Genomic DNA, 12,524 nt, shown 5'->3' on the forward strand with positions numbered 1-12,524 from the left:
TCCCGATGCGAAATCGTGGGGAACTTCAGACCAGCGAGTCCTTCCACGCCCCATGCAGGTCCGCGAAACGTCCGCCGCCGCCGATGAGCTCGGCCGGGCTGCCGTCCTCGACGATGCGGCCGTCATGGACCACCAGCACCCTGTCCGCGGTTTCCACGGTGGACAGCCGGTGGGCGATGATCAGCGCTGTCCTGCCGGCGGAATCGCTGCCTGCCAGGAGCCGTGCCAGCCCGCTCTGCACCAGCCGCTCGGAGGGGATGTCCAGGGACGAGGTGGCTTCGTCCAGGATCAGCACCGCCGGGCGGGCCAGGAACGCGCGGGCGAAACTGATCAGCTGCCGCTGGCCCGAGGAGACCCGGCCGCCGCGCTTGTTGACGTCCGTGTCATAGCCTTCCGGCAGCTGCAGGATGAAGTTGTGGGCACCCACGGCCTTGGCGGCGTCCTCGATTTCGTCCCGCGACGCCTCCGGACGGCCCAGGGCAATGTTGTCCGCCACCGAGCCGCTGAACAGGAAGGCCTCCTGGGTGACCATGACGATGTTGCGGCGCAGGTCCGTGCTGCTGAGGTCCCGCAGGTCCACCCCATCCAGGGTCAGGGTCCCTGACGTGACGTCGTAGAAGCGGGCGATCAGTTTGGCCAGTGTGGACTTTCCGGCGCCGGTCTGGCCCACCAGGGCCACGGTTTGCCCGGCGGGGACGTGCAGGTCCAGCCGGGGGACCACCAGCGGGCCGGAGCCGTAGCGGAACTCCACGCCGTTGAAGTCGATCCCGCCGCGGGCGTTTTCCAGGGCCACCGGATTCTTCGGCGGCCGCACGGTGGGGACTTCCTCCAGCAGGCCGGAGACCTTCTCAAGGGCCGCCTGCGCGCTTTGGAACGAGTTGTAGAACATGGCCATCTGGTCTACGGGCTGGAAGAAGCGTTTGGTGGAAAGGATCAGGGCCAGCAGGACGCCGACGGCGAGGTCCCCGGAGAGGACCCGGAAGCCGCCGAACAGCAGCACCACCGCCACGCACACATTGCCGATCAGCACCAGGCCAGGCTGGAAGATGCCGTTGAGGTTGATGGAACGGACCGTCACCTTCCGGTAGTCCTCGGCGAGCTGCCCGTAGGTCTCCGCGTTCTCGCGCTCCTTACGGAAGGCCTTGACGGCGCGGATGCCGGTCATGGTTTCCACGAAATGCACGATCAGCCGGGCGGACACCACCCGGGACTCCCGGAAGGCGATCTGCGAGTGCTTCTGGTACCAGCGGGCCAGGAAGAACATCGGCACGCCGGCTGCCAAGACCAGCAGGCCACTGCGCCAGTCCAGGGCGAAGACCGTCACCGCGGTGAACACCATGAACAGCAGCCCTGAGGCCAGCGAGCTGACGCCCGAATCCAGGAGTTCGCGGAGCGCCTCGAGGTCGGAGGTCTGCCGGGCGATGATCCTGCCGGAGGTGTACTTCTCGTGGAACTCCAGGCTGAGCCGCTGGGTGTGCCGGAACACGCGCACCCGCAGGTCCAGCAGCATCGCCTGGCTGAGCCGCGCCGTGGAGGTGACATACAGGGCGGTGAGTCCCGCCGTCGCCACCGCTGCCAGCAGGTACGCGACGCCGGTGAACACCAAGGGCAAGTTGTCTCCAGCCTGCAGGGCGGGCAGTGCGCGGTCTATGCCGAAGGCTATCAGCGCCGGGCCTGCCACCCGGGCGGCCTGGGAGAGGACCACCATGGCGATGGTCAGCCAGAACCGTACCCGGACCGGGCGGATGAGTGAGCTCAGCAGGGCGAGCGAGCGCCGCCGTACTGCCCGGCTGTCACTCTTGCTGAGGTGGGCGTTGTCTTCGTTGGCGGTACCGAACGTTGCTGTGCTCATCGGGTCACTTCCTCAGCCTGGTCCTCAAGCTCCGACAGTTCGGAGTCCAGGTCCCGCGGCTCCTGGTCCAGGCTGGCGATGACGTAGCGGTAGTGGGCGTTGCCTGCCAGCAGCTCGGTGTGTGTTCCAACGGCGGCGATCCGGCCGTCCTCCAGCAGGGCCACCCGGTCCGCCAGTGCCACGGTGGAGGGGCGGTGCGCCACGATCAGCGTGGTGGTGTCCTTCAGGACTTCCCGCAGCCGCGCCTCCACGAGTTCCTCGGTGTGCACGTCCAGCGCGGAGAGGGGGTCATCGAGCACCAGGACGCGGGGCCGGGCGGCGATGGCACGGGCCAACGCAATCCGCTGGCGCTGCCCGCCGGAGAGGCTGAGCCCTTCCTCGCCAATGAGGGTGTCCACGCCCTCGGGCAGGGAGTGCGCGAAGTGCGCCTGGGCAACGTCCAGTGCCTCCTCGAGTGCGTCGTCCGTCCTGTCCCGGGCGCCCAGCAGCACGTTGTCCCGGACTGAATTGGAGAAGAGCGTGGTGTCCTCGAAGGCGACGCCCACTACCCGCCGAAGCTCTCCGACGTCGAACTCCTTCAGGTCCACGCCGTCGATGGTGATGGAACCGTCGCTGACGTCGTACAGGCGGGGGACCAGCTGGATCAGGGCGCTCTTGCCGCTGCCGGTGATGCCCACCAGCGCCATGGTTTCGCCCGGCCGCACCTCAAGGTTGATGTTCTTCAGGATGGGTTTGTCCGGGGCGTCCTCGAATGCGAAGGAGGCGTTGTTGAAGCGCAGCGTCCCGGCAAGCGTGGCGGGGGTGCGGGGCTGGGGCGGGCTGGTGATGGTGTTCTGCGTGTCCATCACCTCGTAGTGGCGGTCGATAGCGGTCTTGGCCGTGAGTGCCATGGCCAGCAGCATCCCGGAGAACTCCACTGGGGAGGCGATGACCGCTGCCGTGGCAAAGAAGGCAACCAGCGAACCGATGCTGAGCTGGCCGCTGGCGCAGAGCATGACGCCCACCACCAGGCCGGCGCCCAGGGCGAGCTCGGGGAGCAGGGTGACCACCATGGTGAAGGTCGCCTGGTGGCGGGCCTTTTCGATCTCGGTCTGACGGAGTTCCTCCGCCTGCTCATTGAAGTTCTCCAGCGCCTCCCGGCTGCGCCCGAAGGCCTTCAGGACGCGGATGCCGTGAACGGACTCCTCCACGGTGGTTGCGAGGTCGCCGGCCTGGTCCTGGCTGCGCCGGGCAACCTTGCTGAACCGGGTGCGGAACCGGAAGCTGTTGATGGTGATGGGAACGGCGGCCGCCAGGAAGATCAGGGCCAGCTGCCAGCTCATGGAGAACATGGCCACGATGCCGATGATGACCGTCAGGGTGGTGACCACCAGCATGATGGCGCCGAAGGCCATCCAGCGGCGGAGGAAGTTCAGGTCCGTCATTGCACGGGACAGAAGCTGCCCGGAACCCCACCGATCGTGGAACGATACGGTGAGGTCCTGCAGGTGGTCGTAGAGGGACACCCGCATCCGGGTTTCCACGGTGGTGGCGGGGTTGATGACGAACTGGCGGCGCAACGCCACCAGGCCCGCCTCTGCCACGCCGAGCACCAGGATGACGCCGGCCGAGATCCACACAGCATCGGATGCGCCGCCGGGCTTCAGTGATTCGTTGACCAGCACCCGCAGGACCTGCGGGATGGTGAGGGCAACGATACTTGCCATCAATGCGCAGAGGAGCCCGAGCAGCAGCCGGGGGATGATGGGCCGGACATGGGGGTAGAGACGGCTGATTGACCTGAAAAATGGAGTTTGCTTCGCCATGCCCGCTTCTAAAGCTCTAAAACGAATGTAGTTTCCCGTAGCAACTACCCTATGCCATCACGTGAGACGATTCACAGGATCAAGAGCACATCAGCCAGCTTGCTGACTTATTGCATTCCGTAATCCCTCTTGCCTCTTCAGATCGAGTCGCCAAAACCCTGTTTTGCGTGCCCGATCTGATGGGGCAACTGGTCAGGAGGGGGAGGTGAGGGTCAGCAGCACGGCCTCGGGCCGGCAGGCGATCCTGACCGGAGCAAAGCGCGAGGTGCCGATGCCGCCGGAGACGTTGACCGGCGTCGTACGTCCGTTGCTCTGCCAATCGTTCAGGCCCTTGGCGCGCCAGGTGGGAAGGTCGCAGTTGGAGACCAGCGCACCGTAGCCCGGGATGCACAGCTGCCCGCCGTGCGTGTGGCCGGCCAGCAACAGGTCCGCGCCCTCGCCCGTGAAGTGGTCCAGCACCCGCTGGTAGGGCGCGTGGATAACGGCCACCCGGAGGTGGTCCTTGGCGTCCTGGTTCCGGGTCCCGCGGGGCCAGCCGGCGTAGCGTTCCCGGTTCAGGTGGGGATCGTCGACGCCGGAGAAATCGAAGCGCATGCCGTTCAGGACCAGTGACTGGTTCCGGTTGGTCAGATCCACCCAGCCGCCCATTCCGAAGCCGGAGCGCAGCCGCGGCCAGTCAAGGGCCACCGGCTTGGGCTTGGCCTTGGACGGGCCCATCAGGTAGGACGCAGGGTTTTTCAGGGTGGGTGCGAAGTAGTCGTTCGAACCCGGGACGAAGACGCCCGGGAATTCCATCAGCGGCTTGAGGGCAGCCAGGAGGGGATCCACAGCCTTGATGTGGCTGAGGTTGTCGCCGGTGTTCACCACGAGGTCCGGCCGGAGTTCCGCCAGCGACCGGAGCCAGGCAGCTTTCTTGTCCTGGCCCGGAACGAAGTGGATATCGCTGAGGTGCAGGATGCGGAACGGGTCCCTGCCCGGGGGAAGGATGGGCAGCGTCTCTTCACGCAGGACGAACTGGTTCTTTTCCCACAGGCCGTACCCGAAGGCGGCCAGCCCGGCCGCCGTCCCTGCTCCTGCGGTTACGGCAAAGCCGCGCCCGATTGCCCGGGCGCGGCCTACCAACGTGTCCATGGTCATGGCCGGCTAGTCTTTCCCGTTGCCATTACCGTTGCCGTTGTTGCTCGGCTGGGGAGCCGGCTGGCTTGCTGCCGGGGCGGACGGTGCTTGGGGAGCCTGGGTGGCCTGCGGGGCCGCCGGAGTGGTGCTCCGGGTGGTGCCGTTCACCAGGTTGCTCGGCGGTGCCGGGAACGGATCGGTGCCGTAGCCCGGGGCGATCTGGGACATGTAGCTCGAGAACATCGGCCCGGCAATCATGTACCCGTCAATGCCCTGGTAGAACTTGCCGTTGACGGTGATGTTCTGGCCCGGACGACCCTGGGCGCCCAAAGCGTCACCGAACCACGTGGCGGTGGCAAGGCCGGTGGTGTGGCCAACTACCCAGGTGGAGCCGTTGTTGTTGGACGTACCCGTCTTGGCGCCGATGGGGAAGCTGGTGCGGGTGGAGATCCGGGGCTGGATCAGCGAACCGGAACCGCGGTTCAGGACTTCCTGCAGGGCGTAGTTCACGCCCCGGGCAACCTCGGGCTTGATGGCATCACGGCAGTTGGTGGACTGCGCAGGGAGCTGTTTGCCCGTGGCGTCCGTGACGGACGTGATGGCAATGGCCTCGCAGTACTTGCCGTCGTTGGCGAACGTGGCGAACGCGCTGGCCATGGTCAGCGGCGACGTCTGGGTGGAACCCAGCAGGTTGCCCAGCAGGTTCATGTCGATCTTCGGGTTCGGATCCGAGCCGTCTGCCGACGGCAGGCCGCTGTGCAGTCCCACGGCGTCGACCACCTTCTGGATGCCGCAGAAGTCCAGCTGGGCGGCCGAAGCGAACGTGACCGTGTTGATGGAGTTGTAGAGGCCTTCCAGGACGGAGAGGTTCCTGTACCACTGCGGCTCGGCGTTCTGCAGGTCATCGGCGGTGCCAAGGCCCGCGTTCTTCTGCGCGGTACTGTAGCCGCCGGTGACCTTGCCGCAGGAGTTCCGCCACGGGAAGCTCAACGGGTACACCCGCTGGGCGGCGTTGACCACCGTGTTCATGGACTTGCCCTCATTGAGCCACTCCGCGAACGTGAACGGCTTCATGGTGGAACCGGGCTGGAAACCACCGATGCCGTTGAGGTCGTTGCCGTCCTTGTCCATTTGGTCCACGTTGAAGTTCAGCTGCGAATCGAACCCCTGGTTCGGCAGGAACGTGGTGTTCTGGGCCATCGAAATGATCTTGCCCGAGTTCGGCTGGACGGACACCAGCGCGGCGCCCCACTTGTCCGGGTTGGCGCCCGCGGACGCGTTGACCTGGTCCTGGGCAACAGCTTGGGCCTTCGGGTCAAGCGTGGTGGTGATGGTGAGGCCGCCGCCGTAGATCAGGCGCTGGCGCTCTTCACGCTCGGCACCGTACGCCGGATTGTTCTCCAGCAGGTGCAGGACGTAGTCGCAGAAGTACGGGGCGGAGGACGCGTACGCACAACCCTGCTTGGGCTGGGTCACCTTGGGCTCCACCGGGGTGGCCACTGCGGCGTCGTGTTCTTCCTTGGTGATCTTGCCCTGGTTCAGCATCAGGCCAAGCACCAGGTCGCGGCGCTGCTTGGAGCTCTCCGGGTTGGTGATGGGATCGAAAGCTGAGGGGCTGTTCACCAGGCCGGCCAGGAGCGCCGCCTGGGGTAGCGTCAGGTCCTTGGCGGAGGTGCTGAAGAAGTACCGCGAGGCGGCTTCAATGCCGTACGCGTCGCGGTTGAAGAAGACGATGTTGAGGTAGCCCTCAAGGATCTGGTCCTTACTGAACTCCTTTTCGAGGGCGATGGCCAGCTTCATCTCGCGGAGCTTGTCGCCCACGCCCTTGTTAACGCCATTGAGCTTGATCTGGTCCTCGTTGCCTTCGGCAGCGAGGTTGGCGTTCAGCACGTTGTTCACGTACTGCTGGGTGATGGTGGATGCGCCCTGCTTGTTGCCGCGGGCGGTGGCGGCCAAGGCACGCAGGATGCCGGTGGTGTCCACGCCACCGTGCTCATAGAAACGGCTGTCCTCGACGGCGATGACAGCTTCCTTCATGAACGGGGAGATCTGGTCCAGGGCAACCTTGGTGCGGTTTTCCGTGTAGACGCTGGCAATCTCGCTGCCGTCCGCGGCCAGGATCCTGGTGGTCTGGTTGGGCGGATCGACCTTCAGTTCTGCAGGGAGGGTGTCGAAGAACTCGATCGAACCGCTCGCTGCGCTGCCCGATACGGCTGCCGCCGGCACCAAAAGGCCGGCCACCAGGACACCGCAGACAGCACTCACGCCAAGGAAAATGAGGATCTTTCCGAGGGTGGTGGCAGTGTCGAATAAGGGGTTCTTACGAGTTGCCATGTTTTCCACTTTACCGGCAAGGACTAGTCTTTCTCTCATGACCAAATGGGAGTACGCGACGATTCCGCTCATTATTCACGCCACGAAGCAGATCCTGGACCAGTGGGGAGAGGACGGCTGGGAGCTCGTCCAGGTCGTCACAGGACCTGACGGAAACGGACTGGTTGCCTACCTCAAGAGGGAGAAGCAGTAGCATGAGCACCCCCGCAGAAGCCCGCGCCGGTGCGGAATCAGCCCCTGTTTCAGCTGTCGAGCAGCGCCTGGCCGAGCTCGGACTGACGCTCCCCGAGGTTGCCGCCCCCGTGGCCTCCTACGTTCCCGCCGTGATCTCAGGCAACCACGTTTACACCTCCGGCCAGCTGCCCTTTATTAACGGCAAACTCGAAGCTACGGGCAAGGTGGCCGCCGGCGCTGAAGCGTTCGCCGACGAGCCTACGGTGTCCCCCGAAGACGCCCAGAAGTACGCCGCAGTGTGCGCGGTCAACGCCCTCGCTGCCGTCAAGAGCGTCATCGGCGACCTTGACCGGATCACTCGGATCGTCAAGGTTGTGGGATTCGTCTCCTCGGACCCCTCCTTCACCGGCCAGCCCGCCGTGATCAATGGTGCCTCGGAACTGTTGGGCCGCGTCCTCGGCGACGCCGGCCAGCACGCCCGTTCCGCCGTCGGCGTTGCCGTCCTTCCCCTCGACTCCCCGGTGGAAGTCGAACTGATCGCCGAATTCAGCTAGGACCGGTCCTTTCCTTGCCACAGCTCGCCCGCCGTCTTTTTGCACTCCCCGAGGAACTTGTTGGAGCAGCGCAGAGCTGGCTAGAACACGGTGAGCGGACACCCCGGGCCGCACGCCTGGCGTCCTCTGTAGTCCTGTTGCGGGATTCCCCCAACGGCCTGGAAACTTGGCTGGCCTACCGGCCGGGTTCCTCGCCGCTGGGGGTCCTTGCGTTTCCCGGCGGATCGCTGGACACGGCCGACGACGATCCCCTGGGCTGGCTGGGCCCCTCACCCCAGCACTGGGCTGAGCAGATGGGAACGGACGACGTCGGGCTGGCGCGTCGGCACGTCGTGGGCGCCATCCGCGAACTCTTCGAAGAGACCGGGATCCTGCTGGCCGGCCCGGACATGTCCAGCACCGTCGAAGGCACCTCCACCACCGACTGGATGCGTGCCCGCATTGCGGTGGCCGAACAGGAAAAGACCCTCGCACAGGTCCTGGACAAACGTGGCCTTCTGCTGCGGACCGACCTGCTGAAGTCCCTGGTCAACTGGCGCACCCCCGACTTTGCGCACCGCCGGTTCGATACGCGGTACTTCGCCGCCACTGTCCCGATGGGCCAGGAGCCGACGCTGCTGGACGGCAAGGGCATCTGGGGCCGCTGGGTTAACGCCGCGCAGGTCATCGAAGGGCGGAACAGCACGGCCCTCGGCGATGAAGCCGGGCAGGAAAACACCACCGGGCGGAACCTGGGCAAGCTCCTGGTGCCGGGTTCCGAGATCATGCTCGAGAAGATGGCGTCGGCCAACGGCTGCATCGCCTACCTCAGCTACAAGCGCAAGGCGCACGTCTACCAGCCGGCCCTGGTGGAAGAGGGCGGACAGCTGATGCTCGAAGTGGAAGCCGCCAAGACCACCCCCGGCGACCCCCAGCGCGAACGCTAACCCCACTCGCCCATCCGGCGCCGTTTCCGGACAAACGAAAGGCCGCCCTTCCACTGAGGAAGGGCGGCCTTTTTCGTTTCGCTTAGGTGCGCAGCGCTTAGCGGGAGCGCTGACGGAGGCGCTGCATGTCCAGGATTACGACGGCGCGGGCTTCCAGGCGGAGCCAGCCCCGCTGGACGAATTCGGCCAGGGCCTTGTTGACGGTTTCGCGTGAGGCGCCCACCAGCTGCGCCAGTTCTTCCTGGGTGAGTTCGTGGGCCACCAGTACGCCGTCGGTGGCGGGACGACCGAAGCGGTCTGCGAGATCCAGGAGGGCCTTGGCCACGCGGCCGGGGACGTCCGAGAAGACGAGGTCCGACAGGGAGTCGTTGGTGCGGCGGAGGCGGCGGGCCAGGGCCTGCAGCAGCTGGGCGGAAACCTCGGGGCGCGTGCGCAGGAGGTTGTTCAGGCTCTCGTTCTTGAGCCCGGCCAGCCGGGTCTCGGAAACGGCGGTGGCCGTGGCGGTGCGGGGGCTGGGGTCGAACAGGGCCATCTCGCCGAAGAGCTCGCCCGGCCCAAGGATTGCCAGGAGCGACTCGCGCCCGTCCGGCGAAGTGCGCCCCAGCTTCACCTTGCCGGAGACGATGAAGTAGAGCTGGTCACCCTGGTCGCCTTCGCGGAAGACGGACGCGCCGCGGGAGAGGTCCACCTCGGTGAGCTCGTCCGTCAGCAGACGGAATGCGTCGTCGTCGAGCGTGGCGAAAAGTGGTGCTCGGCGCAGTACCTCGATGTCCATGAAATCTCCTGAGTAAAAAGTATCGTCTGTGGCGCTTTTGCCATTGTTTCAGAATTTTCAAGCTTCTGTGACGAACTTGGCAGCCGAAACGCCTATAAGACGGCCTGCGACGGGGCCGCCCGGGTCCGGGCAGGAGGCCCGCTCTGACGGGGATGACGTCACAGATGATTGTCAGGGACCCCCATTAGAATGAGGTTTCAACTGTTTATAAGGAGCCTTCGTGGTCGGCTTGACTGTCCTGGACCTGATCCTGATCCTGGCGTTGCTGTCCTACCTGGTCTACGGGCTGCGTAACGGCTTCCTCGTCACTGTTGGCGGCCTGGTCGGCTTTGCGGCCGGCGCCGTCGCTGCCTTCTTCGCTGTCCCGTTGGTCAGCGGCTTCGTTGAGGACTCCGGATGGAGGCTGACCGCCATCGTGGCTGCCGCCGTCGTACTGGTGGTGCTGGGCCACGGCCTGGGCACCATGGTGGGCCGGCAGGTCCGGGGCGCCGTGCGAATCCGGCCGCTCCGCGCCGTGGACCGGCTGGTGGGCGGCGCCGTGAACGTGGCGGTTTCGGCGCTGGTGATGTCCATGTTGGCTTTCAGTGTCAGCTCCCTGGGTGTGCCGGTGGTGTCCCAGCAGCTGGCCGAATCGAAAGTCATCCGCTTCATCGACGGACTGACTCCCATCCCCGTCAAGGCCACGATGGCCCAGCTGCGCTCTACGGTCATCGGCAACGGCATCCCGACTCTGATCGAGGGCCTGGGGCAGGGGCCGACTGTTCCCGTTCCCAACGCCAGCACGGATACGCCAGCACTTAACCGTGCCGCCCCATCGGTGCTGCGCATCGCCGGAACTGCGTACGAGTGCGGCCAGAACCAGACCGGCACCGGCTTTGTGGTGTCCGAGGACCGCGTGGTCACGAACGCGCACGTGGTGGCGGGCGTGTCGCAGCCCGTGGTGGAAATGCCCGACGGCGATGCCCTCCCCGGGCGCGTGGTCTACTTCGACAGCAGGCACGACCTCGCGGTGCTGGCCGTTGACGGGTTGCCTGCGCAGCCGCTGTCCCTCTCGGCAGACCTTCCCGGCGGCAGCGCGGCCGCGTTCTCCGGCTACCCCCACGGCGGCCCCTTCCAGTCCAAGCCAGCCACCGTCCAGGACATCGCCACCGTCCTGGTGCCCGACATTTACGGCAACAACCCTGCTCCTGAAGATATCTACCGGCTGGCCGGTGACGTGCAGCCGGGCAACTCCGGCGGCCCGCTGCTCACCACTGACGGCCAGGTGGCCGGAGTCATTTTCGCCAAGGCCACAACTGACTCTGACGTGGGCTTCGCCATCACCATGGATGAGCTGAACCCGGTGGCGGCGCAGGCATCCTCCCTGAGCGCGCCGGTGTCCTCCGGCCAGTGCATCCAGAAGTAGGGACTCCCGAAGCAGCTAGAGGGTTTCGGCCAGGTAGTCGATGGCCAGCCGGTAACCCGTGACGCCGGCGCCCACAATGACGGCGGCGCACACGGGCGACAGGTAGGAGTGGTGCCTGAATTCCTCGCGCTGATGCACGTTGGTGATGTGGACCTCGACGGCGGGAAGCTGCACGGCGGCGAGTGCGTCACGCAGCGCCACGGAGGTGTGGGTGAAAGCGCCCGCGTTGATGACGATGCCTGCCGCTGTTTCGCGCGCGGCGTGGATGACGTCAAGCAGGACGCCTTCGTGGTTGGACTGGACGCATTCCACCGCGAACCCGTGCGCCTCTGCTGCTGAACGGCTCAGCTGCTCCACATCGGCGAGCGTCGAGGTGCCGTACTTTTCAGGCTCCCGGGTGCCCAGGAGGTTCAGGTTGGGGCCGTTTATTACCAGGATGGTGCCGCGGCTGGTGTCCGGGGTGGAGGCTTCAGTCATGCCTGCCAATCTATCGGCTGGCCCGGCGTGCCGTGCATTCTTACGTGCCTCGTCCCGCCGGAGCCTGGAGCTAGCATGTACTCCATGACCATGTCGGCTGTGCCGGGGCCCCGGGGGCCTGTGACGCGTAAGGATGTTGCGCGGTTCGCTGGTGTGAGTACTGCCGTGGTGAGTTATGTGGTTAATGGTGGTCCGAAGCGGGTGGCGCCGGCTACTGAGGCGAAGGTCCAGGATGCCATCCGGCGGTTGGGGTACCGGCCCAATGCTGCGGCGCGGGCGTTGAAGCTGGGCTCGAGTGAGACCATCGGGCTGGTCATTCCGGATAACAGCAACCCGTTCTTTTCGTTGCTGGCCCACGCGGTGGAAGAGGCCGCGGCCGAGCGTGGCTTTGCCCTGGTGCTGACCAACTCGGACGGGAACGTGGCCAAGGAGCGCCGGAACGTCCGCAATCTTGCGGCGCGGCAGGTGGATGGTGTGATCGTCTCGAGTGTGTTGATGGAGCCCGGCGCGGCGGATTTCGAGTCGGCGGAGGTCCCGGTGGTGTTGTTGAACCACAGTGCCGAGGCGCCGGGGTTCAACAGTGTGGGGGTGGATCTGGTGGCCGGTGCGCGGGCTGCGGTGGAGCATCTGGTCGGTCACGGGCACACGCGGATTGCGTTGGCGATGGGGACGAACACGGGCAATTATTATGACGGCCGGGAGGAGGGCTGGTTGCAGGCTCTGGCCGGCGCGGGCTTGCCGGAGGGCCCGATTGTGCGGACGCCGTTCACGCGGGAGGGCGGTTATGCGGCGGGCAAGCGCCTGCTGGCCGGGGCGGAGCGGCCCACGGCTATTTTTGCGACGTCGGACCTGCAGGCCGTGGGGATCCTGCGGGCGCTGCACGAGGCGGGCCTGTCCGTGCCGAAGGATATGGCGTTGGCGTCCTTCGACGGTTCGGCGGAAGCGGAGTACAGCTGGCCGCCGCTGACCACGGTCAGGCAGCCGGCAAAGGCCATGGCCGAAGCCGCGGTGAACGCCCTGATCGGAACGGGCCGGGGCAACACCCCCGAACACCTCATCTTCCCCGCCGACCTCCAGGTCCGCCAATCCTGCGGCTGCCCCTGAGC

The 12,524-nt window shown here is 66.0% G+C and carries 11 protein-coding genes; 5 read left to right on the plus strand and 6 right to left on the minus strand.

What is annotated here, in order from left to right; translation table 11 throughout:
• Window positions 1-25: 25 nt before the first annotated feature.
• The 4 genes from OVA06_RS02575 to OVA06_RS02590 form a co-directional block, all read right to left on the minus strand.
• Entirely contained in the window at window positions 26-1,852 is a 1,827-nt protein-coding gene (locus tag OVA06_RS02575) for an ABC transporter ATP-binding protein (protein ID WP_268156076.1), read from the minus strand.
• A complete protein-coding gene (locus OVA06_RS02580; protein WP_268156078.1) occupies window positions 1,849-3,657 on the minus strand; it encodes an ABC transporter ATP-binding protein in 1,809 nt (602 codons plus the stop codon). Before OVA06_RS02580 ends, OVA06_RS02575 begins: the two co-directional genes overlap by 4 nt.
• A gap of 192 nt (window positions 3,658-3,849) precedes the next feature.
• A complete protein-coding gene (locus OVA06_RS02585; RefSeq protein WP_268156080.1) occupies window positions 3,850-4,794 on the minus strand; it encodes a metallophosphoesterase in 945 nt (314 codons plus the stop codon).
• A gap of 6 nt (window positions 4,795-4,800) precedes the next feature.
• On the minus strand, window positions 4,801-7,107 hold the full coding sequence (locus OVA06_RS02590; RefSeq protein WP_268156082.1) for a transglycosylase domain-containing protein: 2,307 nt from the start codon (window positions 7,105-7,107) through the stop codon (window positions 4,801-4,803).
• 37 nt (window positions 7,108-7,144) lie between these two features.
• Between OVA06_RS02590 and OVA06_RS02595 the strand changes: the two genes are divergently transcribed.
• Genes OVA06_RS02595 through OVA06_RS02605 form a run of 3 tightly spaced genes read left to right on the plus strand, consistent with a single transcriptional unit; the run spans window position 7,145 to window position 8,761 of the window.
• Window positions 7,145-7,300: a DUF4177 domain-containing protein gene (locus OVA06_RS02595; RefSeq protein WP_011693223.1), complete on the plus strand. Its 156-nt coding sequence runs from the start codon at window positions 7,145-7,147 to the stop codon at window positions 7,298-7,300.
• 1 nt (window position 7,301) lies between these two features.
• Entirely contained in the window at window positions 7,302-7,835 is a 534-nt protein-coding gene (locus tag OVA06_RS02600; protein WP_268156084.1) for a RidA family protein, read from the plus strand.
• A 14-nt stretch (window positions 7,836-7,849) separates the two neighbouring features.
• Window positions 7,850-8,761: an NUDIX hydrolase gene (locus tag OVA06_RS02605; RefSeq protein WP_268156086.1), complete on the plus strand. Its 912-nt coding sequence runs from the start codon at window positions 7,850-7,852 to the stop codon at window positions 8,759-8,761.
• A gap of 97 nt (window positions 8,762-8,858) precedes the next feature.
• On the opposite strand, the gene OVA06_RS02610 is transcribed toward OVA06_RS02605, so the two are convergent.
• On the minus strand, window positions 8,859-9,536 hold the full coding sequence (locus OVA06_RS02610) for a Crp/Fnr family transcriptional regulator (protein ID WP_009359192.1): 678 nt from the start codon (window positions 9,534-9,536) through the stop codon (window positions 8,859-8,861).
• 220 nt (window positions 9,537-9,756) lie between these two features.
• On the opposite strand from OVA06_RS02610, the gene OVA06_RS02615 reads away from it, so the two are divergent.
• On the plus strand, window positions 9,757-10,941 hold the full coding sequence (locus OVA06_RS02615; RefSeq protein WP_268156089.1) for a MarP family serine protease: 1,185 nt from the start codon (window positions 9,757-9,759) through the stop codon (window positions 10,939-10,941).
• Between the two features lie 15 nt (window positions 10,942-10,956).
• On the opposite strand, the gene aroQ is transcribed toward OVA06_RS02615, so the two are convergent.
• Window positions 10,957-11,418, minus strand: a complete 462-nt coding sequence (gene aroQ / locus OVA06_RS02620; protein WP_268156091.1) for a type II 3-dehydroquinate dehydratase — start codon at window positions 11,416-11,418, stop codon at window positions 10,957-10,959.
• A 75-nt stretch (window positions 11,419-11,493) separates the two neighbouring features.
• Between aroQ and OVA06_RS02625 the strand changes: the two genes are divergently transcribed.
• Window positions 11,494-12,522: a LacI family DNA-binding transcriptional regulator gene (locus OVA06_RS02625; RefSeq protein ID WP_268156092.1), complete on the plus strand. Its 1,029-nt coding sequence runs from the start codon at window positions 11,494-11,496 to the stop codon at window positions 12,520-12,522.
• Window positions 12,523-12,524: the final 2 nt, after the last annotated feature.

Source organism: Pseudarthrobacter sp. SL88 (genome assembly GCF_026672455.1).
In the GTDB taxonomy this organism is placed as follows: Bacteria; Actinomycetota; Actinomycetes; order Actinomycetales; family Micrococcaceae; genus Arthrobacter.